The following is a 25,634-nucleotide window of genomic DNA, read 5'->3' on the forward strand; positions in this document are numbered from 1 at the left end:
CCAGGATTGGGTCTGGTACTAAGAGGTTGAGAGGCAATCCGACATGACAAGCACACCCGCCCCTTCGAACTACTACGGCGCCAGCCGCCTGATGCGCGCGATGCGCTTCGGCCTCGGCGCATCGCAACGCCTCTGGCCGGCACTGGGCGTGCGCGCGGCTTACCGCGTGTTCGGCACGCCGCTGCCGCCCAAGTGGCTCTACCGCGGGCAGCACCCCGGCACCGACTGGCGGCACGAGGCCTGGTCCTTCGAAGACGCGAGCGTGGGCATCTACCACCTGGCGGCGCAGGATTCGGGCGCGGAATCCGCGCCGGTCGTGCTGCTGGTGCACGGCTGGGGCGGGCATGCGGGCCAGATGCTGCCGCTTGCGCAGGCGCTGGCGGCGGTGGGCCTTCGGCCGGTGCTGCTCGAACTGCCCGCGCACGGCCGCAGCGAAGGCACGGCGACCAACGGTGCGCAGTTCGCGCGCGCCATCGACTACGTCACCGCCCGGCTCGCCGCGGACGGCCGCGCGTTGCGCGCCGTGGTCGCGCATTCGCTGGGCGCCAATGCGCTCGCCTATGCCGCGGGGCGCGGGCTGCCGGCCGAGCGCATCGTGCTGCTCGCACCGCCCGCGTCGCCGCGCGAATACACGCGCTACTTCGCGCACGCCTTCGGCCTCAGCGAGCAGACGCGTGCCGCGATGCAGCGGATGTTCGAGGCGCGCGAAGGCGTGCTGATGCCGCAATTCGAGCCAGCGCTCGCCGGCCCGCGCATTGCGCAGCCGACGCTGATCGTTCATGACCGCGACGACCGCGTGAACCGTTTCGCCGACGGCGAGGCTTACCGCGATGCGATTCCCCGCGCGCAGCTCTTCGTCACGCAGGGCTGGGGCCACCGCCGCATCCTGAAGGAAGAGGCCGTGCTTGCACAGGTCACGCAATTCCTGGTGCAGCCTTCGGCGGTCATGTGAGCGTGAAAAGGCGCCTCTAAACTGGGCGCCACCCATGGCCTTCGCTGTGGACGACACACGCACCGACCACACATGGGCAATCGTTCCTGGCTCTATCTCGAACACCGTCTTTCCGGCGCCGACAACGGCGCCGAGCACCAAAAAACCTCGGCCGACGAAATCGCCGAAGCCAACAACAATTTCCCCGTGCTCTGGCAGCTCCTGCTGGCCGATGGCGCAGCCGGCGACGCCATCGACGACCAGCGCGTCTTCGGCGATGCCGGCACCGATAACCTTGCCAGCGACGCGCACGCCGCGCTCGCGCGCATCCGGCAACTGCACGCTTTTGTCGAGCAGCATCCGATGCTGCACGCGCTGCCGCAGATCGCGCTGCAGTTCGAGGCGCTGGCGCTGCACCTGGCCGAGCTGATCGACGAGGTGCCGGCCGACAGCGCGCCGCGCTTCTCCGCCAACCTCGACGAGCTGTCCTGGCTGGGCGGTGAAACCGAAGGCGAGGGCTTCATCGAACGCAACCGCCGCGAGTGCAACGAGCGATGGGCCGAGGTGCGCCGCTGCATCGACAGCGGCAACCACCCGGGCGTGGACGCGGCCCTTGGCATCCAGCGCTTCGCGGACTGGGAGGCCTGGGCCTGGCAGTTCGGTTTCGGCGGGCTGTCGCATCCGTACTTCGATGGCTACGAGGCGCCGCGCGACGAGCGCTTTGCCGACTTCGAGCCGGAAGAAGACGACGACGAAGACGGGTATGAGCGCCCCGACTACGACAACCACCTGGGCGGCGAACTCTGGCGCTTCGAGGTCGACGGCCGCTGGGGCGTGATGCGCCTGGTGCACGACGAAGACGGCGACGGCGGCGCCAGCCACCGCACCACCGTGGTCGAGCCCGCGTGGGACGACATCCGCTACGCCGGCGGGAGCGATCCGCGCCTGCTCTGGATCTCGCAGGGCGAGCGCTCCGGCCTGCTGCTCGCCGACGCCGAGGCGCCGCGCGTGCTGCTCGAACCGGAGCTCGACGAGGTCTGGGACTTCGAGGACGACATCGCCACGGCCCTGGTCGGCGACCACATCGGCCTGCTGCGCACCGATGGCAGCTGGCTGCTCGAGCCCTCGGTCGACGAGGTCTGGAGCTTTGTCGAAGGCCGGGTGCGCGCCCGCGTGGGCGAGCGCATCGGGTACATCGACCTGCAGGGCGAATGGGCGATCGCACCCCGGTTCGAAGAGGCCGAAGACTTCACGCCGTTCGGCCTGGCACCCGCGCGCGGCGACGAGGGCGGCTGGGGGCTGGTGCGCGCGGACGGCGAATGGGCCGCGCCGCCGGATTTCGAGCAACTCCAGTGGCGCCACGACTGGGAGGCCTTCGAAGCCACGCGCGACGGCAAGAGCGGGCTGCTCGATGCGCAAGGCCGCGTCGTGATCGAGCCGGTCTACGAGCAGGTCGACCTGCTCGAGGAATACCCCATCGAGTTCCTGACGAGCGAAGACAACGATCCGGCGAACGAGCGCAACGCCGAGGCTCGGCCGAAGCGCTTTGCCGTGGAACGCGCCGATGGCGTGTGCGGTCTGGTCGATGGCCGCGGCCGCGTGCTCGTGCCCTTCGACTATGGCCGGTTCGAGACCCTGGAGCCGCTGACCGGCCAGGAGCGCGCCCACGCCATGGCTCGGCGCGACCTGGTGCGCGTGGCGTCCAAGGGCGGGCGCACGGCGAAGAACGCGCCGTGGCTGCGCGGCATCTACGACGTGGCCGCCGGCCGCGAGCTGGTGCCTTGCCGGCACCGCACGCTCCAGCCGCTGGCCTGGGGCACGCAGGACATCGGCTGGCTGGTCGCCGATCCGATGCCGCGCAGCGCGAAGGTCGAGAAGGGGCAGCTCGCCGTGGGCGTCCTGCGCGGCGACGGTACGGTGCTGCATCCACAGGCCAATCCGTGGATCGCCGCCGCGGTGTCGGTCGCCGACAGCTGGCTTGTCGCGGCGGTGCGCTCGGACTTGTGCAAGCGCTGGGGCGCGGGCGAGCCGGTGAAGGCCGTGCGCAACGACTCCGGCCTCTATGTCTGGCTGCATGCCGACGGCCGCGAGCAGCCGCACGCCGAGCACATGGCCGCGCGCCATGCCGCCGGCGACCTGCGGGCCGCCTACGAGCTGGCCTGCCATCTGCGCGACGGCGAGGGCATCGAGGCCGACCCGCGCGAAGCCCTGCGATGGATGGCGCGCGCCGCCGGCGTGCGCGAGCCGGGCGACGCCCCCGCGACCGCGTCATCCGACGGCTTGCCCGTGGCGATGTGCGAGCTCTCGAAGATGCTGCGCTGGGATACGGCGGGCCTCGGCGCCGATGCCCAACTGGGGCGCGCGTGGCTGCTGCACGCCATCGCCCATGGCGGCGCGGACGACGCCGCCACGCAGGCCCAGCTCGGCTACATGCTTTGCGAAGGCGAGGGTGGCGAGCGCGACCTGGAAGGCGGCGTGCGGCACTACGAACTGGCGGCAGAGAAGAACAACACGATGGCGCTCTACAACCTCGGCCTGGCGTACAAGCTCGGCGAACCCGGGGAGCCCGACCTGGCGCGCGCGATCGGCTACTTCCGCCGTGGCCACGAAGCCGGCGACACCGCCGCCACGATGCAGCTCGGCCGCACGCTGTGCCTGCACGCAGGGGCGCTGGCCGAACAGGGCCATGGCGAAGCGGAAGTGAACGTCCTGCATGCCGAAGCCCTCTACGCGCGGCAGAAGGTGGCGGAGGACAGCACCCAGCGCGAGCAGGGCTGGGCCTGCTACGAACTGGGCTGGATGCGCTTTCGGGGCCAGGGCGCACCGGAAGACGCCGCGGCCGCGGAGCGCTGGCTGCTCGCCGGTGCCGCGCTCGACGACTGCGAAGAGAACCTGGAGAGCCAGCGCGCCTGCACGGAGGTTCTGGCAGAGACGTTCTACGGTGACCCCGACAGTCCGCTGTTCGACGAGGACAAGGCCCGCGAGTGGACACAGCGCCTGCAGGCGCTGCCCGCTACCACGCCGGATGCACCGGCGTGAACACCGGCCTGAACAGGTGGCGCCTGACGATCTCCCCGTAGCCCCGGTAATAGAAATGGCCGTTCGCGGCCAGCACCTCTGCGCGGTGCCGCCGGAAGTACACCGGAATCTCGTACCAGGGCATCGTCGGCGCGCGGTGGTGCACGTGGTGCAGGTTGTTGAACAGGTAGAGCAGCCCGAAGACGACGTTCGATTCGACGATGGCCACGCGCTCGTGCGGCGTGTCGGCCCAGCGGTGTTCGGTGAAGGTGCGCAGCGAGCCCAGCATCATCCCGGGGTAGACGACGTACAGCAGGTACTCGCCGAAGCCCATGCCGCAGATACCGATGACGAAGTACAGCACCGGCGCCACGCTCAGTGCATGCCAGCTCCAGGTGGGCAGCCGCGAGAAGTCGCCCGCTCGCACCCGCCCCGCCTCGAAGCGCGCCAGCTTCCATAGCCGCAGGAACGGTCCGAGCACGACGCGGAACGCGATCGTCTGGTTCGCGATGTAGATCCACCGCCGAACCGGCCCATAGCCTGCCCACGCGGGCGCCGAGTGGTAGGCGCTCTCGTCGTCGCGCTCCGGATGCGTGAGGTGGAAATTGACGTGGTGCGCGCTGTGCCCGCGGTTGTAGAACGGATACGGCAGCCACAAAGTGAGCGGCGGCCACACCACCGCATGGCGCAGCCACTTGGGCAGATGGCGCATCGCATGGATGCTCTCGTGTTGCAGCGAGGAGTGCAGCTGCGCGAGAAAACCGCCCAGCAGGAACAGCGCCCATCCCGGCAGCGCCGCATGCCACCACAGCAAGGCCGCCCAGGCCCCGTACAGCGCGGCGGCGAGGGCGAGCGTCGGCACCTCGAAGTGCCACCACCAATGCCGCCTGCGCGTGCCTGACGGTGCGCGCGTCGGTGCGGTGGACGAAGGGGCGGTCGATGTCATGGCTTGACGGCTCAAAAGGACTGCGATCCTAGGTATGAAGACGCCATCCGCATGCGCGCTTTTCGAATAAGCAAGGGCGCGAAATTTCGTTTCCGTCCGGCCGTGAAATGCCTACGCTTGGCGGCTTTGGCCGAAATGAACAGCAGCGCTTCCACGACCCTCGCACCCGTGCTGCTGCAGGCGCTGTTGCTGGCCGAACCCGCCGGCGAACTGGCCTTGCTGGACGTGCGCGAAACCCGCTGGTTCGTGCAGCGCCATCCCAACCTCGCGCGCAACGCGCCGCTCAGCGGGCTCGAACTGCAGGTCGGCGCCTTCGTGCCGCGCCGTTCCACGCCCGTGGTGCTTTACGACGACTACAACGCACCCGACGGTCCGGCGCAGGCTGCGGTCGCGGTTCTCGCGCGGCTCGGCTACACCGACGTGCGCACGCTCGACGGCGGCCTGCAGCGCTGGGTGACCGAGGGCCTGCCCGCCATCGACGGCTACGGCACGCTGGTCAAGGCCTTCGGCGATCTCGCGCGGCTGCACTACGGCACGCCTTCGCTGTCCGTCGACGCCCTGCGCGCACGCCGGCGCGAAGGCCTTCCCGCCACGCTGATCGATGCACGGCCGCGCGCGGAATTCGAATTCCTCTCGCTGCCCGGCGCGCGAAACCACGCCGGCACCGAGCTCGCGCTGCGCCGCTTCGAGGCGGACGATGCGGAACACGTCTGGGCGATCAACTGCTTCAGCCGCACGCGCGGCATCATCGGCGCCACCACGCTGCGGCTGCTCGGCCGCGCGCCCGATGCGGTGTTCGTCGAGGACGGCGTGATGGCCTGGGGCCTGCAAGGTGCGCCGACGGTGCAGAACGCGGTGCCCGACGACGAGCTTCCGCCTGAATCCCCCGAGGTGCTGCGACGCACCGCCGACGAGCTGCTCGAGCGTTTCGCCCTTCCCGTGGCCGACGCCGCACAGCTCGCCAGCTGGTGCGCCGACGACACGCGCAGCCTCTACATCTTCGACGTGCGCCCCACGGCCGACCCGGCCTTCGCGGACACGGCGGTGCAGCAAGTCCCCGGCGGCCAGTTGTTCATGCACTTCGAGAACCTCGTCGGCACGCGCGGCGCCCGCATCGTGCTGATCGACGATCCGGCGCACCGCCTGCGCGCGGCGGTCACGAGCTTCTGGCTCACGCAGTTGAATCAGGCCGAGGTGTACGTCTACGACGGTGCGCTGTCGCCGGAGCAAGCGCCCCCAGCGCAAGCTGTCACCGTGTCGGATGCACCCTCACCGCTGGATGCCGAAGCCCTCGCTCAACTGCGCAGGAACGGCGCGGTAACGGTGATCGACGTGGGCGCGAGCCTCGACTACGAACGCGGCCACCTGCCCGGCGCGCTCTACATGCTGCCCGCCTCGCTGGGCCCGCTGGCCTCGCACGCCGTGGCCGGCCGCACGCTGGTCTTCACCTCGCCCGACGGCGCGGCCGCGCGCCGTGTCGCGCGCGATGCGCAACAGCGCTGGCCGGGTTCGGGGGCGGTGTTCACCTGGCTCCGGGGCGGAACCGAGGCGTGGAAGGCGTCAGGACGGCCGCTGTCGACCGCGTTCGTCCCGGCCCAGCTCCTCACCCCGTTCGACGACGACTGGGGCTCGGTCATGCGCGTCTTCGGCCCGCGCCGCGATGCGGTCTGGGTCGACTATCTCGCGTGGGAGCGGGCGCTGGCTGCGCGGGTCCTGCAGGACCCGTCGGTGCGCTTTCGCTTCTTTCCTACCGGGCAGGTGCCGGATCGGGCAGCTCGATCTTGATGTCGAGCACTTCGAGGTTGTCCTGGGTTTCCAGGTGCACCTTGATGTCGTCGGGATTGATCGACACGTACTTGGAAATCACCGCCACCAGCTCGCGCTGGAGTTCGGGCAGGTAGTCGGGGCGCTTCTTGCCGCTGAGGCTGGAGCGCTCGTGCGCGAGGATGATCTGCAGGCGCTCTTTCGCGACGCTCGCAGTCTTCTTCTTCTCGCCAAGCAGGAACGAGAGAAACGACATGCCTACTTGCCTCCGAAGATCCGCTTGAAGAAGCCCGGCTTCTCGGCGTCGACGAAGCGCATCGGCTTCTCTTCACCGAGAAACCGCGCCACCACGTCGCTGTAGGCCTGTGCCACATCGGTGTCCTTGTCGTGGATCGCGGGCACGCCCTGGTTGGAGGCATGCAGCACGCTTTCCGACTCGGGGATCACACCGATGAGCTTGATGCGCAGGATGTCCTGGATGTCTTCCAGCGAGAGCATCTGGCCGCCCGCCACCCGGTTCGGGTTGTAGCGGGTGATCAGCAGGTGCTCCTTGATCGGATCGCCGCCTTCCTTGGCGCGCTTGGTCTTGCTGCTGAGCATGCCCAGGATGCGGTCCGAGTCGCGCACCGATGAGACCTCGGGGTTGGTCACCACCAGCGCCTCGTCGGCGAAGTGCATCGCCATCATCGCGCCGGTCTCGATGCCGGCGGGCGAGTCGCAGACGATGTATTCGAAGTCCATCGCCGCGAGGTCGTTCAGGATCTTCTCGACGCCTTCCTGCGTGAGCGCTTCCTTGTCGCGCGTCTGCGAGGCAGCCAGCACGAAGAGGTTCTCGCACTGCTTGTCCTTGATGAGCGCCTGGCTCAGGTTGGCTTCACCCTGAATGACGTTGATCAGGTCGTACACCACGCGGCGTTCGCAGCCCATGATGAGGTCGAGGTTCCGCAGGCCCACGTCGAAGTCGATCACGGCCGTCTTCTTGCCCGCGAGCGCGAGGCCGGATGCGAAGCTGGCGCTGGTGGTCGTCTTGCCGACGCCACCCTTGCCCGAGGTCACCACCACAATTTTGGCCATGGCCATTCCTTCTTGTTTCGATTCTGTTGTTGGTTTCAGAGCGCCGCGTCCGTCAGGGGATCGCGTCGATCACTAGCTTTTTGCCATCCAAGCGCACCTGCGCCGACTTGCCGAGCACCGGGTCGGGCAGCGGCACTTCATTCGTGCGGTAGATGCCGGCGATGGCCACGAGCTGCGCTTCCATGCAGGTCGAGAAGATCCGCGCCTCGGTGTTGCCGCGCGCGCCTGCAATCGCCTTGCCGCGCAACGGCGCGTACACATGCACGTTCCCGTCGGCGATGACTTCGGCGCCGAAGCTCACCACGGCCGTCACCACCACGTCGCCGCCGCGGGCGTAGACCTGCTGGCCCGAGCGCAGCGGCTTGTCGATGAGGAGCGTGCCGTTGGCCGGCACCGGCACTTCGCGAATGATCTGGGGGGCTTCGGCCGGCGCCTCGGCGGGCGGGGCCGGCGGCCGGGGCGCGGGCGCCGAGGGCATGGCCGCCAGCGAGAGACCGGCGGCGCGGGCCGCGGCATTCTGGGTGTCGTTGCCGCCGCGCACCGCGATCGGCTGGGTCTGGTGGCGCGCCAAGAGGCTGCGCAGGGCCGCGAAGTCGATCTGGGCGGTGGCTTCGCCCGCTTCGTCGTGCTCGGGGAGCTGCGAGAGGTCGATCACCACCGGCTCCTGCTCGAAGAAGTCGGGCGAATCGGCAAGCTGGGCGTCGAGCGCCTCGGCCAGCACGTCCAGGTCGGACGTCTTGAGGATCACTGCAATCAGCGGCAGCGTGGCGCTCTTGAATTCGAAAACCGCCTTGGTGCGCGCGGCGGAGACATCGGCCATTGGGAAAACGTCGGTGCGAAAAGCGTTGGAGTCTAACGGGCGCGGGCTTCCGGGCGGTGACCGGGCCCGGCCTGATCCGCTCCGGACAACACTTCTTGCATGACGTTACGAGGCAAACGCCAGGAATTGCGTGCACTTCGCGCCGCGCCGCCGGCCCCTCAATTCTTCGTCTTGCCCAGCAGTGCGTAAAGGATGATCGCCCCGAAAGTCGCGGTCCCGATGCCGCCCAAAGCGAAGTCGCCGAACTTCAGCGTGAAGTCGCCCGTGCCGATGATCAGCGTGATCGCGGCCACGATCAGGTTCTTGTTCTGCGAGAAGTCGACCTTGTTGTCGACCCAGATCTTGGCGCCGGCAATCGCGATCAGGCCGAACACCACGATGCTCACGCCGCCCATCACCGGCAGCGGAATCGCCTGGATCAGCGCGCCGAACTTGGGGCTGAAGCCCAGCACGAGCGCGATCACCGCCGCCACCACGAACACCGCCGTCGAGTAGATGCGCGTGGCCGCCATCACGCCGATGTTCTCGGCATAGGTCGTCACGCCCGTGCCGCCCGCGGCGCCGCTCACCACGGTGGCGATGCCGTCGCCGATGAAGGCGCGGCCCATGTAGGGGTCGAGGTTGCGGCCGGTCATGGCCGTCACCGCCTTCAGGTGGCCGAGGTTTTCCGCCACGAGGATGATCGCCACGGGCGCGATCAGCAGCATCGCGTTGGCGGTGAACACCGGCGTGGTGAAGGTCGGCAGGCCGAACCAGGCTGCGTTGGCGATGTCGCTCAGGTCCACCGGCTTGCCCATGCCCAGGATGTTCGTGAGCACCGCATAGACGACAGTGGCCAGGATCAGTCCGACCAGGATCAAGAGGCGCTGCAGCATCCCCCGCGCGAACACCGCCACCAGCCCGACGCACAGGAAGGTCACGGCCTGCATCCACGAATCGAAGTTGCTGGCCGCCATGTTCTTGATCGGCACGCTGGCCAGGTTGAGCCCGATCACCGCCACCACGGCGCCGGTGACCACGGGCGGCATGAAGCGCTCGATCCAGCCCGTGCCGATGGCCTGCACCAGCGCCCCGATCAGGATGTAGACCACCCCACAGGCCACGATGCCGCCGAGCGCCACCGCGATGTTGGCGTTGGGCCCCTTGCCCGCGTAGCCGCTGGCCGCGATCACCACGCCGATGAAGGCGAAGCTCGAGCCCAGGTAGCTGGGCACCTTGCCGCCGGTGACGAAATAGAAGATCAGCGTGCCGATCCCGCTCATCAGGATCGCGATGTTGGGGCTGAAGCCCATGAGGATCGGCGCCAGCACCGTGGCGCCGAACATCGCGATCACGTGCTGGATGCCCATCGCGCCGGTCTGCAGCCAGGGCAGCCGCTCGTCGGGCCCGATGACCGCGCCGTCGGCCAGTGTGGACACCGGCTTTTCAGTCCAGTTGAACATTGCTTGTCTCCTCTTGTTGGTTGTGGCGGGCGCCCCGCGCGCTCCGGGGCGTGATTGTGGTCGATGAACCCCGCGCTGAACACACCCGCAAGAGAAGAAGATGGCGGGGCCGCCCGGCCCGCCGGACCAGCCTCAGCGCGGCTGCAGCACCGCCATCGTGATCCGCGACACGCAGGTCAATTCGCCCGCCTCGTTCGTCAGGTCGATCTGCCAGACCTGCGTGCTGCGCCCCCGGTGCACCGGCCGCGCGGTTCCGATGACCCAGCCGCTGGTGACCGAGCGGATGTGGTTCGCGTTGATGTCCAGGCCCACGGCGCGGTCGCCCTCGGGGGCCGAGTAATGCGCGCCGCAGGAGCCCAGCGTCTCGGCCAGCACCACCGACACGCCCCCGTGCAGGATGCCGTAGGGCTGGCGGGTGCGCTCGTCGACCGGCACGCGGGCGCGGATGAAGTCGTCGCCCACCTCCAGGAACTCCATGCCCAGCGTGGACACGGCCGTGCCGACGTGGTTGCGGGTCAGTTCTTCGACGGAGATCTCTTTTTTCCAGATACGCATTCGCTTCTTTCGGGGACAGGGTTGCAGAAACTATAGCGACGGCGGCTGACAAGCGCAGTCGCCTTTGCGTGCTAACTTGGCCCGATGAAGCACCCCCTGCGCCGTTGGCTCCTCGGCATCGCCGCCGTCCTGCTGCTCGGCATCGGTGCGCTGGTGTGGTTCGTGAGTTCGCGGCTGCCGAGCGACGAGGAGGTGGCGGTCCGCATCTCCGAGGGCTTCGAAAAACGCTTCGGCGTCGGCCTGAAGGTCGGCGGTGCCCACTGGGCCCTGCTGCCGACGCCGGTGCTCGTGCTCTCCGACATCGCCACCGACCAGCCGCGCCCGGTCACCCTGCGGCGCGTGACGGCGCAGCTCAAGCTCACCGAGTTGCTGCACCGCGTCATCGCCGTGGACGAGCTGGAAATCGAAAGCCTCGTGCTGCCGCGCGAGTCGGTGCGCGCCTTCCGCGGCAAGGGGCCGAAGCCCCACGAAGGCGGCAACGTCATCGCGCTGCCCGCGCCCTGGACGCTTGCGCCGATTCCGCTGGAACAGCTGCGCTGGCGCGACGTGGTCTGGATCGACCGGCGCGACATCGCACTCGCCTACGACGGCGAAGTCGCCTTCGACCCCCGGTGGCGTCCGCGCCAGGCCCGCATCGAGCGCGCGGGTGCGACACCGCCCGCGCGCCTGCGCCTGGACCGCGAGGCCGGGCAGGACCGCTGGCGCACCCGCATCGACGTGGGCGGCGGCACGTGGAACGGCGTCGCGCTGTTCGAGATGCCGGCCGGCGGCAAGCTGCGCGTGTCGGCCGAACTCGATCCGCGCCAGGTCGACATCGAAGGGCTGGTGCAGGCCTTCGGGCGGCGCACCTCGGTGGCGGGCAAGGTCAACGGCCATTCGACGCTCGTGGCCGAAGCCGACGAGGCCAACGAGCTGGGCGCGCTCATACGCAGCATGCACACCCGCACCACCTTCTCGGTGCGGCCCGCCACGCTCACCAAGGTCGACATCGCCAAGGCCGTGACCACCGCCGGCATCAGCCGCGGCGGCACCACGCCGCTGGACGAACTCACCGGCACGCTCGATACCCAGGGCACCGAAAACGGCATCGTGATGCGCTACACCAACCTCAAGGCGCGCTCGGGCGTGCTCACCGCGAGCGGCAACCTGCAGCTCTTCAATCGCAAGATGGAAGGCGATATCGCGGTGGACCTGGTCGACGGCGTGGTCGGCGTGCCGCTGAAGATCGGCGGCAGCGTGAGCGATCCCGAGGTGTCGCTGACCGGCGGCGCGCTCGCGGGGGCCGCGGTCGGCAGCGCGGTGCTTCCCGGTGTGGGCACGGCCATCGGCGCGCGCGTGGGACAGCAGGTCGAAAAGCTGTTCGGCGGCGGAGAGCCCGAGAAGAAGCCGGCGCCGAAGCCGCGCAAGCCGCCGGCCTCCCAACGCTGAGCGGCGCTGAGGCAGAGCGCCTCAGGCGGGCTCGGCCTCGCCGGGCGGCTCGATGGCTGCAACCGTTTCGGCTTCCTGCACACGCGGCACCGGCCGCTCGCCGATCTGCTGGCGCCACATCGCGTAGTACAGACCCTTGCCTTCGACGAGCGCCGCATGCGTGCCGCTCTCCACGATGCGGCCTTTCTCCAGCACGTGGATCGTGCCCGCATGCATGATCGTCGAGAGCCGGTGCGCGATAAGGATGGTGATCTGCGTGCTGCGCGCCGAAATCTCGCGCACGGTGGCGGTGATCTGCTCTTCGGTCAGCGAGTCGAGCGCCGAGGTGGCCTCGTCGAAGATCAGGAGGCGCGGCTCCCGCACCAGCGCCCGCGCGATCGACAGCCGCTGCTTCTCGCCGCCCGAGAGCTTCATGCCGCGCTCGCCGATGGGCGTGTCCAGCCCCTCGGGCGACTTCTCGGCGAGGTAGGCGCACGAGGCCTGCCGCATGGCTTCGAGGATCTCTTGGTCCGTCGCATCGGGCTTCACGAGTTGCAGGTTCTCGCGGATCGTGCCGGCGAAGAGGTGCGTCTCCTGCGTCACGAAGCCGATCTGTCGGCGCGCCTGGTTGTAGCGCAGGTCGCGCGTGGAGATGTCGTTGTAGAACACCTCGCCGCTCGCGGGCGTGTACAGGCCCACCAGCAGCTTCACGAGCGTCGACTTGCCCGAGCCCGAGGGGCCGACGAAGGCGATGGTGTCGCCCAGCCCCGCCTCGAACGACACATCGTCGAGCGCGTTGTCCGTGGCGCCTTTGTGCCGGAAGCTCACGTCCGCAAAGCGCAGGTGCGTGACCGGTCCGATGCTGATCGGCGACTCCGGCCGCCGCTCGATCGGCTTCTGCATCAGTGCCTCGAAGTTCAACAGCGACGCCTCGGCCTCGCGGTACGCCAGGATGATGTTGCCCAGCTCCTGCAGCGGCGCAAAGATCGCGACCGAAATGAACTGCATCGCGATCAGCTCGCCCGTGCTCAGCACGTCGCGAAAGATCAGCCACAGCAACGCGAACAGCACCGCCAGCTTCAAGAGGCTCAGCGTCGTGCCCTGCAAGAACGACAGGAGCCGGATGCGCTTCACCTTCTGCATCTCCAGCGCAAAGATGCGCGTGGTCTGCGCCTGCAGCCGGCGTATCTCGGGAAAGGTCAGCCCCAGGCTCTTGATGAGCTCGATGTTGCGCAGCGACTCGGTGATGAAGCCCGAGTTGCGGTTGGTCTCGCGCGTGATCGAGCGCTGCTGGCTCTTGATCTCGCGGCTCAGGAGGCCCGTGAGCCCGCCCAGCACCAGCACGCCGATGAGGAACACCGGCACCAGCAGCCAGTGCTTGGTCACCGCGTACCAGACCAGGAACCCGATGCCCACGATGGCCGCGAACGCGGTGTTGATGAAGGCGTTGATGAAGCGCTCGCTGTCCGCGCGCACCTTCTGCAGCATCGAGAGCGTCTCGCCACTGCGCAGGTCTTCGAACTCGGGGAACTTCAGGCGCAGCACCTGCCGCAGACCGTCGTTGAAGATCTGCGTGCCGAACTTCTGCACCACCAGCCGCGTGATGTATTCCTGCAGTGCCTTCGCGAGACGCGACGCGATGGCCACGCCCACCGCGAGCGCCAGCAGGCTCAGCACGCCGGAGACCAGTTCCTGTTCGGTCTTGCCGTCGCGGTGGATGGCGTACCGGTCGATGATCTTGCCGAAGATGATCGGGTCGACCAGCGCCAGAACCTGGCTGATGCCCGCCAGCAAGAGGGCGAGCAGTGCGAGGCGCGCGTGCGGCCTCAGGTAGGTCCAGAGGATGTGCATCGCGTCAGTATGCGACGCCAGTCTTCAGGGCGTGTGCGCAGGCCACCGGGTACTCCCCTCCGCGAATGTCCCCCGGCTTCGCCTCCTCCTTGATTTCGCTGCGGGGAGCACCCGATGCCCTGCGCACTTGGGCACGCTGTGGGTGTGCGGCCGATCAACGACCGCTCTGAAAAACGATCACGCCGATGGGGTGCCTTGCGCAGCGAAATCAAGGAGGAGGCCGCAGGCCGGGGGACATTCGCTTCGCCGTGTACCCCGTCGGCGGGATCGCCGCCCCGAACAATCCAGACAAGACCTACGAAAACGCCTTGATCACCGCCGGCACCGTCAGCACCGCCGTGTAGTAGCCCATGAACTGCACCCCGGTGTTGAACCCGATGGCGCGCGACAGCAGCCCGCCGAGCAGACCCATCGTGAGGATCACCAGCAAGCCGAGCAGCTGGCCTTCCCACACGCTGATCACCACGATCAACCCGACGAAGGTCGCGATGATCGCCTCGTGGCTCACCTTGCGCGAGACGAACAGCGCCGCGCGGCGCGCGAAGTTCATCGTGAACGGGTAAGCCACCAGCGCCGCGAGTACCACCGCCAGCATGCCGTAGCCGAGGAACTCCCAGTGGTTCAGCAGGTTGTGCAGGTTGTGCGTCTGGCCCGTGGCCGAGTCGATGGTGAACACCGGCGGCGCGTTGAAGAGCGGTGCGGCGGGGCCGGCCGCGACAGGGCTCAGCGGCAGGCCGATGGCGATCAGCGGGATCAGTGCCTCGGCGATGTAGGTCGCCTCGGTCACGCCGTTGCGCGCGGCCAGCGTGGTGGTGAGGCGGTGGTACGCGTGCTTGATGCGTGAGCCGACCAGTTCGCCCAGCACCACGGTCATCGCGACCGGGCTGAACACGAAGGTGGCGCTGGAGATCGTGGCGGTCGCGAAGGTCCATTTCACCTGCGTGCGGTCGAGCACCTTGAACGGGTTCGGGAAGTAGCCCGTCCAGCCTTTCACATCGGGTGCGAGCGAGAAGGTGCGGACCTTGTCGCGCTTCATGCGCGCACGCGCCGCTGGCGAGATCACCGAGAACAGGTCCGCCACCAGCGGTCCGATGGCGATGCCCAGGAAGTAGCTGATGCTGAGCTTCACGCCGTACTTGCCGGTGAGCGCCTGCAGCGCCACGATCACCATCACGAACGGCACCAGCGTGGCGACCGATGCCCAGCGCCCGCTCGAGAAGTAGGCGATGGCCACGGCCGCGACCACGAAGATCCACGGCGCCGCCTTGGTGATGGCCGCGCCGTAGGGTGCGAGCAGCACCGCGAACAGCACGGCCAGCGGCACCGCGATGAAGGCCGCGATGATCGCGCCCGACACCATCTTGCGCAGCGCGATGTGCGGCACGCCCAGGTTGCGCAGCACGTTGGCGTCCTGCAGCAGCGGCGTGGCCATGGTGTCCCCCGGAATGCCCAGCAGCGCAGTGGGCACCGCGTGCGTCATGTGCTTGGCAACCGCGGCCGCCAGGAAGAAGGTGAACACGCCTTCGGGCGGCACGCCCAGCAGCACCACCAGCAGGGTGAGCGGCGCGAGCGTGGTGGTTTCGTCGGTGCCCGAGACGAGGCCGATGGCCGCGAACACGATGGCGCCCACGAGGCCCATGCCGGTGGCGACGAGGATCTGGTTGAGGAGTGCGGCTTCGATCACGAGGCGGCTCCTTCGATGCTCTTGGCGCGGGGCTTGTACGACGCGAACAGGTCGTAGATTTCCAGCTCCTTCATTTCGCGCGCCACCGAGGGCGGCAGGTCGTCCACGGAGCCCAGGTCGCCGTGTTCGCCAGCAAGCTCGGCCAGCACCTCTTCACGCCAGCGCGGATCGGGGTCCGTGCCCTCGACCACTTCGCGCTTCGGTGCGAAGAGCTTCGCGCAGATCACCCCCGACACCACGCAGCCGCCGAGGCCCGCGAGCATGGCGTAGGCGCGCGCCAACTCAGGCGTGCTGACCACGCTCGCGAGCACGCGGCTCGCCACGAGGTAACCCGTGAGGCTCACTGCGACGCCGATGACGATGGACCACGCGAGGTGCCCCAGGTCGGCCGTGTCGCCCCATATCTCCACCAGCCGCCACCGCGTGGGCGTTGCACTGTCTGCGTTCATTTGTGATGTCTCCGTCTATGGTTATGTGACGGCCATTTGCATGGCCGCCGCGGTATCGGCCGCGGTCCGTTGTGCGGGGTCTTCCGCCTTCTGCTTACTTCTTGCGCAATGCTTCGAGCAGCGCGACGGCGCGATCGGTGCGCACGTCGTGCTCGGCGGCCATCTGCTTGGCGATGCTGTCGATCTCGTCGCCGGTGGCGCCCGCGACCAGCGCGATGTTGCGGGCATGCAGCGCCATGTGGCCGCGCTGAATGCCTTCGGTGGCGAGCGCGCGCAAGGCGCCGAGGTTTTGCGCCAGGCCCACGGCCACCGCGACTTCGCCCAACTCCTGCGCGGACTTCACATCGAGGATCTTCAATGCGAGGCGCGCGAGTGGGTGCGTCTTGGTGGCGCCGCCGACCAAGCCCACCGGCATCGGCATCTCGATGGTGCCGACGAGTGCGCCCGTCGTGTCCTTCTCCCACGTGGTGAGCGACGTGTAGCGCCCGCTACGGCAGGCGTAGGCGTGTGCGCCGGCTTCCACCGCGCGCCAGTCGTTGCCGGTCGCGACGATCACCGGATCGACGCCGTTCATGATGCCCTTGTTGTGCGTCGCCGCGCGGTAGGGGTCGATGGCCGCGAAGGTGTACGCATCGATCACGCCCTCGACCACCTCTTCGCCGCTGCGCTCGCGCGTGGCCAGCACGGCAGGCGCGAGCCGCACGCGCGCACGCGCCAGCCTGAGGTCCGCCAGGTTCGACAGGATGCGCAGGCGCACCGTGCCGCCCGTGAGTTTCTCGACCAGCGGCGACACCGCCTCGGCCATGGTGTTGACGGTGTTCGCGCCCATCGCGTCGCGCACGTCGACGATCAGGTGCATCACCACCATCGCGCCACGCGGCGTGTCGCCGAACACATGCACCTCGATGTCGCGGCAGCCGCCGCCGAGATCGATCAGCACCTTGTCGCGGCTGTTCGCCACGGCCAGGATTTCTTCGCGCGCACGCAGCAGCGCGAGCCGCGCGCCGTAGGGGTCGGTGATGCCGATCACCTGCACCTGCGCACGCATCAGCGGCCCGGTGCTCGAGGCCTCGAAGCCGCCGCCTTCGCGCGCCAGCTTGGCCATGAACGATGCGGCGGCGACCACCGAAGGTTCTTCCACCGCCATCGGCACGAGGTAGTCGCGTCCGTTCACGGTGAAGTTGCCGGCCACGCCCAGCGGCAGCTCGAAGGTGCCGATCACGTTCTCCACCATGCCGTTGGCGCGGTCCACGCTCAGCGCGCCAGGCTGGGCGAGCAGGGCCACCTCGTCGTCGGTGAGCGATGCGGCCTTGGCGATGTGGGCGAAGCGCTGCGCGGGCGTGAGGGCACGGAAATTGGGAATGCGGGAGTCGGCGACCATCGTTGCTTGTCTCTTGGGAAGATGAATTCGGGAGCAGGCAATTTAGGTCGGCTGTACCGTCGGCGGAAGGCACAGTTTGGCGGGACAGTGCAGACAGTGGTGCGCCGAAGCGGCCCCCTGTGTCACAGTCTCGGCCCATGACCACGATCGCCGATTCGCTCGCCGACACCCTCGCGCGCCAGATCGCGAGCGGCGCCTACAAGGCCGGCGACAAGCTGCCGTCGCTGCGTGAACTGGCGCAACTGCATGGCTATGCCAAGAACACCGTGGTGGCCGCGTTCGAGCTCCTGGTGTCGCGCGGTCTCGTCGAGCCACGGCGCGGCTCCGGTTACTTCGTGCTCGCGCAATCGACGACACCCAAGCCGCCCGAGGAAGACGCGGGCAGCCTGGGCCGCGCGATGGACATCGTGTGGCTCATGCGGGAACAACTCAAGACGCAGCCCGATGCGGTCGCGGTGGGCGACGGCTTTCCACCCGTCGAATGGCTGGCCGATGTGCGCCTGGACAAGTACCACCCGAAGGTCGTCCGCACGGGGCTCGGCGCGCTGTTCCGCTACGGCAGCCGCTTCGGCTATGCGCCGCTGCGCGATCACCTCGTGCGCAAGCTCGCGGACTTCGGCATCGGCGCCGAGCCGCGGCAGATCGTGCTCACGCACGGCGCCAACGAAGCGATGGACATCGTCATCCGCTACTTCGTGCCGCCCGGCGGCAAGGTGTTGGTGGACGATCCGGGCTACTACCCGCTGTTCGGCAAGCTCAAGCTCGCGGGTGCGCAGATGCTGGCCGTGCCGCGCCTGGCGGACGGACCGGATCTCGACGTGCTGGAGCAGTTGCTCATCGCCGAGCGGCCGCGCCTCTTCTTCACCCAGTCGCTCGCACACAACCCCACGGGCTCCGACATCTCGCCCGCCAAGGCCTTTCGAGTGCTGCAGCTCGCGCAAAAATACGACCTGCTGATCGTGGAGAACGACCCGCTGGCCGACTTCAAGCCGACCGCGTTGCCGCGGCTCTCGGCGCTCGACCAGCTGGAGCGCACGATCTACATCGGCAGCTTCTCCAAGTCGTTCTCGGCGGCGCTGCGCGTGGGCTTCATCGCCTGCGGGGCCGATCTCGCGAGCGACCTCGCCGACCTGAAGGCGCTGATCCACGTGAGCAGCTCGGAATACAGCGAGCGCACGGTCGATGTGATCCTGAGCGAAGGGCACTACCAGCGGCACCTGAACCGACTGCAAAACCGGCTCGGCGAGGCCACGCGCAGTGCGCTGCAACTCTTCGATTCGGTCGATACGGAGGTCTTCGCGCGCACGCCGCAGTCGCTCTACATCTGGGCGGCGCTGCCCGGCGTGGCCGACTCGCTGGCGTTCGCGAAGGAGCTGCTGCCGCGCAAGATCGTGATGGCGCCGGGGCGCATCTTCAGCGTCGATTCGACGCAGGTCTCGCGCTGGTCGCGCTTCAACGTCGGCGCGATGGCCGACCCGCGTTTCGCGAAGGCGCTGCGCACTGCATTGCGGCGGCGCGTCTGAATCTTCAGCCCTTGAACGTGCCGTGCCGCCCCGCGCCGCCGGCGAAGCGTGCGGCACCAGCTTCGCCTTCGGCAAAGACGATCGGCACGCCCTGCGCGCCTTCGCGTCGCAGCGCCTCGGCCAGCGGCAAGTCCCACTGCTCGTAGGCGGAGCGCCGGTCGGTGAGCATGCATTGCTGCGGGAACGCGGCGATCTGCAGTGCCAGTTCCCGCGCCGCAGCGAGCGCGCCGCCCGGTGGCGTGACACGGTTGACCAGGCCCATCGCCAGCGCCTCGGTGGCGGAGACCGGACGTCCGGTGAGGATCATGTCGAGCGCGCGCCCCATGCCCACGATGCGCGGCAGTCGCACCGTGCCGCCGTCGATCAGCGGCACGCCCCAGCGGCGGCAGAACACCCCGAAGACCGCATCGTCGTCGGCCACGCGCAGGTCGGCAAGCAGCGCGAGCTCGAGGCCGCCCGCGACCGCATAGCCGTTCACAGCCGCGATCAATGGCTTGGACAACGCCATGCGCGTCGGCCCCATCGGCCCGCTGCCGCCGCCCTCGGGGTCGAGCTCGTTGCGTTCGTCCGGGTTGCCGACGGCGCCCAGGTCGGCACCGGCGCAGAAATGGCCGCCCGCGCCCGTGAGGATCGCCACGCGCAGCGCATCGTCGGCATCGAAGCGCTCGAAGGCTTCGCGCAGCTCGGCGGCCACGATGCCGTTGACGGCATTGCGCTTGTCGGGACGGTTCAGCGTGAGAGTGCAGACCGCCCGATCCGTGTCATAGCTCACGTATTCCATAGCCATGGATGCATTTCCTTCGAGGCAAAATTACTTACTCAATAGCTCTGGTTCATCGTAGGAAATATTTCTCCGATGTGCAAACGTGGAAAAAATATGCAATGTTCCGGTCGCCATTCCCAGCGCGCCGGAACTGATCCTCGACCTGCTCGTCGCCCACAGCGGCATGCTGAGCGCGCAATCGCTGTGCCGCGCGGGCGCCTTGATGGGCATCGGCGAATCCACGCTGCGCGTGGGCCTCACGCGGCTCGCGAGCGACGGCAAGATCGAACGCAGTGAGCGCGGCAGCTATGCGCTCAACCGCGCGGGGCCGGCGCTGTCTCGCGCGGTCGATGGCTGGCGGCAGCGCGGCGCGCAGGCCGTCGCATGGCGCAACGACTGGCTCGCGGTGCACGACGCGGGCGTGCCGCGTTCGGACAAGACGGCCTGGCGCCACCATGGGCTGGCGCTGTCGCTGCGCGGCTTTGCGCCGTTGCAGGCCGGCCTGCACATCCGGCCCGACAACCTCCGGGGCGGGCTGGCAGCCGAGCGCGGACAGCTGCAGGGCCTCGGCCTGTCCTCGAAGGCGCTGGTGTTCCGCCTCGCCGACATGGACGAAGCCACGCAGGCTGCCGCGCGCAAGCTGTGGAACGTGCGAGCGTTGACGGCCGGCTACCAGCGTCTGCAGACCGGCATCGAGCGCAGCGAGAAGCGGCTGGACAAGCTGTCGCTCGAAGCGGCGGTGCGCGAGTCGCTGCTGCTCGGGCGCGCTGTCATCGCGCATCTCATCCGCGATCCGCTGCTGCCGGCCGAACTCATGTCGCCGGCGCCGCGCACCGCACTGCAGGCCGTCACGCGCCGCTACCAGGACAAGGCGCGCAAGCTGTGGCGCGCGTGGTTCGCAGAGGCCTGACCGCCACGGCCGCGGCCAGGGGCTTCAGCCCAGCTCGTCGAACTGGACCACGCCTTCCTTCATGACCAGCGGAATGCGCTCGCCCTGTCCCAGCAGGCATTCGACATCGCGCAGCGGATTGCCATCGACCACCTGTTCGAGCAGCCGTCCTGATCAGCCGCGCAGCCGCACCACCTGCGGGTCGGGGTCCGCCGCATGCAGGCGTGCCACGTCTGCCGCACGCCGCGCGAGCACCGCGCGCTGGTTGATGTAGCCCTTGTCGGTGATCTCGCCCGCGTCCAGGCTCGGCGGCTCGGCGAGCACCAGTGCACAGGCCGGGCATTGCGACGAGCCCGCGCCCTCATCGCGCAGCGCGCGCAGCACGCCGGCAATGCGCTCGGCCAGCGCTTCGGGCGAGAGCGATGCGGCCTGGGGACTGGCGAACACCAGCATGCCGATCTCGTCGAGGTCGTGGCCGGTGAGCACCACGTCCTGCACATGCGGCGCGAGCATCGACACCAGCTTCACGCGCAGCGTGCCCACCGACACCCAGGTGCCGGTCGAGAGCTTGAAGTCCTCGGCCACGCGGCCGTTGAAGATCACGCCGTGCGCGGGCTCCGCGGCGTTCGCGAGAAAGCCGGCGTCGCCGATGCGGTAGTAACCCTCTTCATCGAACGCTTCCGCCGTTTCACGTGGCGCATCGCGGTAGCCGGGGAACACCGACACGCCCTTGACCCGCATCTCCAGCTTCTGCCCGTTGGGCACGAACTTGAGTTCGAGCCCCGGCAGCGGCGCACCGATGCAGCCGGCACCGTCGAGCTTCCAGTGCGCGGAGGTGATGGCGGGCGAGGTTTCGGTCGCGCCCCACGAGGTGGTGAGCCACAGCGGCCGCGTGGGCCGCACGCGCTGCGCCACCGCTTCGAGCCGCTGCCATGTCGAGGGCGCGAGCGCGGCCGCCGCATAGAAGGCGAGCCGCAGCCGCGAGAACACCTCGGTGGCGAGCGCGTCGTCGGCTTCGAGAAAGGGCAGCAGCATGTCGAAGCCGCGCGGCACGTTGAACAGCAGCGTGGGCTTGACCTCGCGCAGGTTGCGCACCGTCTTCTCGATCAGGCCCGGCGCGGGCCGGCCTTCGTCGATGTAGAGCGCGCCGCCATGGCACAGCACCATGTGCAGGTTGTGGTTCGCGCCGAAGGTGTGGCTCCACGGGAGCCAGTCGACCAGCACCGGCTTTTCTTCCACGAGGAAGCGCCAGGTCTGCGCCATCATCTGCTGGTTGGCGCACAGCATGCGGTGCGTGTTGATCACCACCTTGGGCTTGCCGGTGGAGCCGGAGGTGAGCAGGTATTTGGCGTGGGTGTCGGCAAGGATCGCTGCGAAGGCGTCCATCACGGCTGGGGTTTCTTTCGCCGCGAGCAATTGGTCGAAGGACATCGCGCCCGGATGCGTATCGGCATTGCGGCTGAACACCGTCACGGCCTCGACACCGCAGCCCGCCAGCGCGCCGCCGTACACCTTGGCGTCCGATGCGTAGATCAGCGAAGGCCCGAGCGCTTTCAGCATGCCGTGGAGCCGCGACGGATCCTTGGCCATGCGCGAGTACGCGCTCGAGAGCGAGCAGGCAGTGCGGCCGATGTGCATCGTCGCGAGCATCAGCACCGCATGGTCGATCGCGTTGTCCGAGAGGATCACGATGGGCTGGCCCGCGGGCAGCTTCAGGTCGAGCAGGCCTTGTGCGACCGAACCGACGGCGTGGCGCAGCGCGCGGTAGTCGAGCTTGCGCCAGCCTTCGCCGCTCTCGTCGCGCTCCGCGAACGCCAGCGCATCGGGCGTCTCGCGCGCCCAGCGCTCGATCCATTCGCCGATGCAGCGCGCATAAGGCTTCAGCGTCTGCGGCGAGCGCAGCGCGAAGGAGCCGTCGTCGAAGTCGATGCGCACCGTGCGGGGCGGGGCGATCAGGCTTTCGTCGTGGAGGAAATCGGTCATGTCAGTCGAGTTTGCCGGTGTCGGCTTTCGCGCGAATCAGGTTCAACAGCAGGGTGTCGCGTGCGGCTTCGAGGTCGCTGGTGCGGCGCGCACCCAGTTCCTCTGCGACGCCCGCGGCTACCTTCTGCTTGAGTTCGGCTGTCATCGACGGCGCGCCCAGGTCCTTCCACCAGTCCTCAATAGGCCCGCCCAGGTGCGCGAGCACATGTTCGATGCCACCCGCGCCGCCCGAGAGATGCAGGTTCATGAACGGCCCCATCACCGCCCAGCGGAGGCCCGGGCCGTGCGCAATCGCCGTGTCGATGTCCGCCACGCTCGCCACGCCCTCATTGACGAGGTGAAAGGCCTCGCGCCACAGCGCAGCTTGCAGCCGGTTCGCGATGTGGCCCTTGACCTCGCGCTTCACATGGATCGGCCGCTTGCCGATGGCCGCATAGAACGCCATCGTGCGTTCGATGGTGTCGGCCGAGGTCTTCTCGCCACCGATCACCTCCACCAGTGGAATCAGGTGCGGCGGATTGAACGGATGCCCGAGCACCACGCGTTGCGGATGCGCGCAGCCCGATTGCACGCCACTGATCGCGAGGCCCGACGAACTCGACGCGAGGATGGTTTCCGGCGGCGCTGCCGCGTCCATGCGGCGGAACAGGTCGATCTTGAAGTCCATGCGCTCGGGGCCGTTCTCCTGCACGAAGTCGGCCACCGACACTGCGTCTTCCAGGCTGTCGTGAAAGCGCAAGCGATCCACCGATGCGCCCTCGGCAAGCCCAAAGCGCTCCAGCGTCGGCCAGTGCTGCGCGACGGCGGCGCGCAACCTGTCTTCGGCGCCGGGCGATGGATCGGTCGCGTTCACGTCGAGCCCTTGCGCAAGGAAATACGCGGTCCAGCTCGCACCGATCACGCCGGTGCCGACAACCGCGACACGTTGCACATTCAAGTGGGTCATGATTTCCACCGCGCGCAGCGGCTCTCTGCCTTCGTCGTCCATGCGGCCTCGCCGCGGATCGGCTCGACCACCTTGTAGTAGTCCCACGGCTCTTTCGATTCGTCGGGGGTCTTCACCTGCATCAACTGCATGTCGTGCACCATGAGGCCGTCGTCGCGCAGCCACCCGCCCTTGACGAACATGTCATTGAACTTCGTCTTGCGCAGTTGCGCCATCACCTTGTCGGCATCGTCGCTGCCGGCCGCCTTCACCGCCTGCAGATATTGAAGCGCGGCCGAGTAGTCGCCGGCATGGAAGGAGGAGGGCATGCGCTTGTGCTTGTCGAAGAAGCGCCGCGCCCAGGTGCGCGCCTCGGGGCTCTGGTTCCAGTACCAGCTGTCGGTGAGGTACATGCCCTGCGAGGTCTTCAGGCCCAGCGCGTGCACATCGTTGATGGTGATGATCATGCCGGCCAGCTTCATGTTCTTGCTGATGCCGAATTCCGCCGCCGACTTGATTGCGTTCACCGTGTCGCCGCCCGCATTGGCGAGCGCCAGCACCTGCGCCTTCGAGCCCTGCGCCTGCAGCATGAACGACGAGAAATCGCTCGCGCCCAGCGGGTGCTTCACCGAGCCCGCGACCGTGCCGCCGCTGGCGTTGATGATCTTGGCCGCGTCGGTCTGCAGCGCGGCGCCGAAGGCGTAGTCGGCGGTGACGAAGTACCAGCTTTTGCCGCCCGCCTTGACCACCGCGGTCGCGGTGCCGCGCGCCATCGCCACCGTGTCGTAGGCGTAGTGCACTGTGTAGGGCGAGCAGTATTCGTTGGTGAGGCTCGATGCGCCCGAGCCGACCACGAAGTACGGCTTCTTCTTGTCGGCCGCCACGCCCGCCATGGCAATCGCCGCGCCCGAGTTGACGCCCGCGATCAGCATGTCGACCTTCTGCACGTCGAACCACTCGCGTGCCTTGGCGGCTGCGATGTCGGGCTTGTTCTGATGGTCGGCCGTGACCAGCTCGATCTTCCTGCCGTCGATGGCGCCGCCCATGTCGGCAATGGCCATGCGGATGGCCTCCGCGCCGGCCGGGCCGTCGTAGTCGCGGTAGATGCCCGACATGTCGCTGATGAAGCCGATGCGGATGGTGTCGTCCGACACCTGCGCCGAGGCGCCGGTGGTGGTGAAGGCCGCGCCGAGTGCGACAGCGAGCGCAGTGCGCGAGAGGGTGATGTTCATGGTCTTGTCTCCGGTCGTTGTATTTGTTCGTTGGTTCGTTCGTTCGCTCTTCGATCAGCCCATCGCGAATTCGGGCCGCGGTGTGCCGGTGCGCGGCAGGCCCATCATCTGCCGCGCCTCGGCCGGCGTGGCCACTTCCATGTCGAGCTCGCGGATCACCCGCACGATGCGCTCGGTGAGCTGCACGTTGGTGGCCAGCTCGCCCTGGCGGAAGTAGAGGTTGTCTTCAAGCCCGACGCGCGCATGCCCGCCCAGCAGCAGCGCCGCCACGTTGGCTTCGAGCTGCGAGGGCCCGATGCCGCTCACGCAGAAGATGCTGCCCTTGGGCAGCGTGTCGACCATCATCTGCAGGAAGCGCGGCGAATACGGCATCGCGTTCTGGAAGTTGCGGTGCACGTTCATCACGAGATTGATGAAGTAGGGCTCCCCGTCGTGGCCCTCGCCGATCAGCGTGGTCGTGTCCTGCAGGATGTGCGTGGGGCTGAACACCTCCCACTCGGGCTTGATGCCGCGCGCCTTCATGCCGGCGGCCAGTTCGCGGCCCTTGGTGATGGGCGTGTCCATCAGGATCTGCTTGCCCTCGAAGCTCAGGTTCAGCGTGGTCGCGTCCAGCGTGCACATCTCGGCGCCGGCGTCCATGCCCTTGATGCGCTCTTCCCACGCGATCTCCCAGCGGTCGCCCGCGAGCGGCTTGACCATGTCGCCATGCACGCCGCCGCCGGTCGAGTTGTTGATGACGATGTCGCAGCCGCCCGCGCGGATGCGGCTGTTGATGTCGCGGTACACCTCGGCGTTGCAGGTGGCACCGTCGTCGGGCCGCCGCGCATGGATCGCCACCACGCTCGCGCCGGCGTTCCAGCAGCGCAGCACGTCGGCGGCGATCTCGGCGGGTTGCGTAGGCAGGTGCGGGTTCTGCGACTTGTGCGCCATGCCGCCGGTGGGGGCGATGGTCACGATCACTTTGCGCTTGGACGACATGGCGTTTTCCTGGTGTCTT

21 protein-coding genes are annotated in these 25,634 nt (G+C 68.3%); 6 read left to right on the forward strand and 15 right to left on the reverse strand.

The window, feature by feature from the left end; translation table 11 throughout:
• Positions 1-43: 43 nt before the first annotated feature.
• Together VARPA_RS00340 and VARPA_RS00345 are read left to right on the forward strand one after the other, a co-directional pair.
• Positions 44-952 (forward strand): alpha/beta fold hydrolase, encoded by a 909-nt coding sequence (locus tag VARPA_RS00340; RefSeq protein WP_013538539.1) that lies wholly within the window; start codon positions 44-46, stop codon positions 950-952.
• 72 nt (positions 953-1,024) lie between these two features.
• Entirely contained in the window at positions 1,025-3,970 is a 2,946-nt protein-coding gene (locus tag VARPA_RS00345) for an SEL1-like repeat protein (protein WP_013538540.1), read from the forward strand.
• Here the strand turns inward: VARPA_RS00345 and VARPA_RS00350 are convergent.
• Positions 3,945-4,895, reverse strand: a complete 951-nt coding sequence (locus VARPA_RS00350; RefSeq protein WP_013538541.1) for a fatty acid desaturase — start codon at positions 4,893-4,895, stop codon at positions 3,945-3,947. The genes VARPA_RS00345 and VARPA_RS00350 overlap by 26 nt on opposite strands.
• A gap of 135 nt (positions 4,896-5,030) precedes the next feature.
• Here VARPA_RS00350 and VARPA_RS00355 point away from each other — a divergent pair, with 135 nt between their 5' ends.
• On the forward strand, positions 5,031-6,680 hold the full coding sequence (locus VARPA_RS00355; protein ID WP_013538542.1) for a rhodanese-like domain-containing protein: 1,650 nt from the start codon (positions 5,031-5,033) through the stop codon (positions 6,678-6,680).
• Here the strand turns inward: VARPA_RS00355 and minE are convergent.
• From minE to VARPA_RS00380, 5 genes are all read right to left on the reverse strand, one after another.
• Entirely contained in the window at positions 6,643-6,915 is a 273-nt protein-coding gene (minE, locus tag VARPA_RS00360; RefSeq protein ID WP_013538543.1) for a cell division topological specificity factor MinE, read from the reverse strand. The two genes, VARPA_RS00355 and minE, sit on opposite strands and share 38 nt — an antisense overlap.
• Positions 6,916-6,917: 2 nt before the next feature.
• Positions 6,918-7,733 carry a septum site-determining protein MinD gene (gene minD / locus VARPA_RS00365; RefSeq protein ID WP_013538544.1) on the reverse strand — a complete coding sequence of 272 codons (816 nt, stop codon included), beginning with the start codon at positions 7,731-7,733 and terminating at the stop codon, positions 6,918-6,920.
• Positions 7,734-7,785: 52 nt separating this feature from the next.
• On the reverse strand, positions 7,786-8,553 hold the full coding sequence (gene minC, locus VARPA_RS00370; protein WP_013538545.1) for a septum site-determining protein MinC: 768 nt from the start codon (positions 8,551-8,553) through the stop codon (positions 7,786-7,788).
• A gap of 158 nt (positions 8,554-8,711) precedes the next feature.
• Positions 8,712-9,995, reverse strand: a complete 1,284-nt coding sequence (locus VARPA_RS00375; protein ID WP_013538546.1) for a solute carrier family 23 protein — start codon at positions 9,993-9,995, stop codon at positions 8,712-8,714.
• A gap of 132 nt (positions 9,996-10,127) precedes the next feature.
• A complete protein-coding gene (locus VARPA_RS00380; RefSeq protein WP_013538547.1) occupies positions 10,128-10,550 on the reverse strand; it encodes a hotdog fold thioesterase in 423 nt (140 codons plus the stop codon).
• Between the two features lie 84 nt (positions 10,551-10,634).
• On the opposite strand from VARPA_RS00380, the gene VARPA_RS00385 reads away from it, so the two are divergent.
• The gene (locus VARPA_RS00385; protein ID WP_013538548.1) at positions 10,635-11,978 is read left to right on the forward strand and encodes a hypothetical protein; all 1,344 of its coding nucleotides are present in this window, start codon (positions 10,635-10,637) and stop codon (positions 11,976-11,978) included.
• A 21-nt stretch (positions 11,979-11,999) separates the two neighbouring features.
• Here the strand turns inward: VARPA_RS00385 and VARPA_RS00390 are convergent, their stop codons facing one another.
• The 4 genes from VARPA_RS00390 to VARPA_RS00405 all read right to left on the reverse strand — a co-directional run bounded on the left by VARPA_RS00390 (position 12,000) and on the right by VARPA_RS00405 (position 17,322).
• A complete protein-coding gene (locus VARPA_RS00390) occupies positions 12,000-13,808 on the reverse strand; it encodes an ABC transporter ATP-binding protein (RefSeq protein WP_013538549.1) in 1,809 nt (602 codons plus the stop codon).
• A 295-nt stretch (positions 13,809-14,103) separates the two neighbouring features.
• Entirely contained in the window at positions 14,104-15,489 is a 1,386-nt protein-coding gene (locus VARPA_RS00395; RefSeq protein ID WP_041943119.1) for a tripartite tricarboxylate transporter permease, read from the reverse strand.
• The gene (locus tag VARPA_RS00400; protein ID WP_013538552.1) at positions 15,489-15,941 is read right to left on the reverse strand and encodes a hypothetical protein; all 453 of its coding nucleotides are present in this window, start codon (positions 15,939-15,941) and stop codon (positions 15,489-15,491) included. Before VARPA_RS00400 ends, VARPA_RS00395 begins: the two co-directional genes overlap by 1 nt.
• Positions 15,942-16,035: 94 nt before the next feature.
• The gene (locus VARPA_RS00405; protein ID WP_013538553.1) at positions 16,036-17,322 is read right to left on the reverse strand and encodes a hydroxymethylglutaryl-CoA reductase, degradative; all 1,287 of its coding nucleotides are present in this window, start codon (positions 17,320-17,322) and stop codon (positions 16,036-16,038) included.
• A 137-nt stretch (positions 17,323-17,459) separates the two neighbouring features.
• On the opposite strand from VARPA_RS00405, the gene VARPA_RS00410 reads away from it, so the two are divergent.
• On the forward strand, positions 17,460-18,845 hold the full coding sequence (locus VARPA_RS00410) for a PLP-dependent aminotransferase family protein (protein ID WP_013538554.1): 1,386 nt from the start codon (positions 17,460-17,462) through the stop codon (positions 18,843-18,845).
• Positions 18,846-18,849: 4 nt separating this feature from the next.
• Here the strand turns inward: VARPA_RS00410 and VARPA_RS00415 are convergent, their stop codons facing one another.
• Positions 18,850-19,632 (reverse strand): crotonase/enoyl-CoA hydratase family protein, encoded by a 783-nt coding sequence (locus VARPA_RS00415; RefSeq protein ID WP_013538555.1) that lies wholly within the window; start codon positions 19,630-19,632, stop codon positions 18,850-18,852.
• Between the two features lie 79 nt (positions 19,633-19,711).
• On the opposite strand from VARPA_RS00415, the gene VARPA_RS00420 reads away from it, so the two are divergent.
• The gene (locus VARPA_RS00420) at positions 19,712-20,518 is read left to right on the forward strand and encodes a PaaX family transcriptional regulator (RefSeq protein WP_013538556.1); all 807 of its coding nucleotides are present in this window, start codon (positions 19,712-19,714) and stop codon (positions 20,516-20,518) included.
• 153 nt (positions 20,519-20,671) lie between these two features.
• Here the strand turns inward: VARPA_RS00420 and VARPA_RS00425 are convergent, their stop codons facing one another.
• Genes VARPA_RS00425 through VARPA_RS00440 form a run of 4 tightly spaced genes read right to left on the reverse strand, consistent with a single transcriptional unit; the run spans position 20,672 to position 25,615 of the window.
• A complete protein-coding gene (locus VARPA_RS00425) occupies positions 20,672-22,480 on the reverse strand; it encodes a feruloyl-CoA synthase (RefSeq protein WP_013538557.1) in 1,809 nt (602 codons plus the stop codon).
• Between the two features lies 1 nt (position 22,481).
• A complete protein-coding gene (locus VARPA_RS00430) occupies positions 22,482-23,426 on the reverse strand; it encodes a 3-hydroxyacyl-CoA dehydrogenase NAD-binding domain-containing protein (RefSeq protein ID WP_041943120.1) in 945 nt (314 codons plus the stop codon).
• Complete coding sequence (locus VARPA_RS00435; RefSeq protein ID WP_013538559.1) at positions 23,423-24,637, reverse strand: ABC transporter substrate-binding protein; 1,215 nt, start codon at positions 24,635-24,637, stop codon at positions 23,423-23,425. The genes VARPA_RS00430 and VARPA_RS00435 overlap by 4 nt, the downstream gene beginning before the upstream one ends.
• Positions 24,638-24,691: 54 nt before the next feature.
• Positions 24,692-25,615 carry a 3-keto-5-aminohexanoate cleavage protein gene (locus VARPA_RS00440; RefSeq protein ID WP_013538560.1) on the reverse strand — a complete coding sequence of 308 codons (924 nt, stop codon included), beginning with the start codon at positions 25,613-25,615 and terminating at the stop codon, positions 24,692-24,694.
• Positions 25,616-25,634: the final 19 nt, after the last annotated feature.

Source organism: Variovorax paradoxus EPS (genome assembly GCF_000184745.1).
Classification (GTDB): Bacteria; Pseudomonadota; Gammaproteobacteria; order Burkholderiales; family Burkholderiaceae_C; genus Variovorax; species Variovorax paradoxus_C.

Coding starts and splice junctions, on each gene's coding strand:
- minC (WP_013538545.1), bottom strand. CDS start 8,553: ATGGCCGATGTCTCCGCCGCGCGCACCAAGGCGGTTTTCGAATTCAAG.
- VARPA_RS00410 (WP_013538554.1), top strand. CDS start 17,460: ATGACCACGATCGCCGATTCGCTCGCCGACACCCTCGCGCGCCAGATC.
- VARPA_RS00350 (WP_013538541.1), bottom strand. CDS start 4,895: ATGACATCGACCGCCCCTTCGTCCACCGCACCGACGCGCGCACCGTCA.
- VARPA_RS00430 (WP_041943120.1), bottom strand. CDS start 23,426: ATGACCCACTTGAATGTGCAACGTGTCGCGGTTGTCGGCACCGGCGTG.
- VARPA_RS00435 (WP_013538559.1), bottom strand. CDS start 24,637: ATGAACATCACCCTCTCGCGCACTGCGCTCGCTGTCGCACTCGGCGCG.
- VARPA_RS00385 (WP_013538548.1), top strand. CDS start 10,635: ATGAAGCACCCCCTGCGCCGTTGGCTCCTCGGCATCGCCGCCGTCCTG.
- VARPA_RS00380 (WP_013538547.1), bottom strand. CDS start 10,550: ATGCGTATCTGGAAAAAAGAGATCTCCGTCGAAGAACTGACCCGCAAC.
- VARPA_RS00375 (WP_013538546.1), bottom strand. CDS start 9,995: ATGTTCAACTGGACTGAAAAGCCGGTGTCCACACTGGCCGACGGCGCG.
- VARPA_RS00340 (WP_013538539.1), top strand. CDS start 44: ATGACAAGCACACCCGCCCCTTCGAACTACTACGGCGCCAGCCGCCTG.
- minD (WP_013538544.1), bottom strand. CDS start 7,733: ATGGCCAAAATTGTGGTGGTGACCTCGGGCAAGGGTGGCGTCGGCAAG.
- VARPA_RS00415 (WP_013538555.1), bottom strand. CDS start 19,632: ATGGCTATGGAATACGTGAGCTATGACACGGATCGGGCGGTCTGCACT.
- minE (WP_013538543.1), bottom strand. CDS start 6,915: ATGTCGTTTCTCTCGTTCCTGCTTGGCGAGAAGAAGAAGACTGCGAGC.
- VARPA_RS00390 (WP_013538549.1), bottom strand. CDS start 13,808: ATGCACATCCTCTGGACCTACCTGAGGCCGCACGCGCGCCTCGCACTG.
- VARPA_RS00355 (WP_013538542.1), top strand. CDS start 5,031: ATGAACAGCAGCGCTTCCACGACCCTCGCACCCGTGCTGCTGCAGGCG.
- VARPA_RS00425 (WP_013538557.1), bottom strand. CDS start 22,480: ATGACCGATTTCCTCCACGACGAAAGCCTGATCGCCCCGCCCCGCACG.
- VARPA_RS00400 (WP_013538552.1), bottom strand. CDS start 15,941: ATGAACGCAGACAGTGCAACGCCCACGCGGTGGCGGCTGGTGGAGATA.
- VARPA_RS00440 (WP_013538560.1), bottom strand. CDS start 25,615: ATGTCGTCCAAGCGCAAAGTGATCGTGACCATCGCCCCCACCGGCGGC.
- VARPA_RS00405 (WP_013538553.1), bottom strand. CDS start 17,322: ATGGTCGCCGACTCCCGCATTCCCAATTTCCGTGCCCTCACGCCCGCG.
- VARPA_RS00345 (WP_013538540.1), top strand. CDS start 1,025: ATGGGCAATCGTTCCTGGCTCTATCTCGAACACCGTCTTTCCGGCGCC.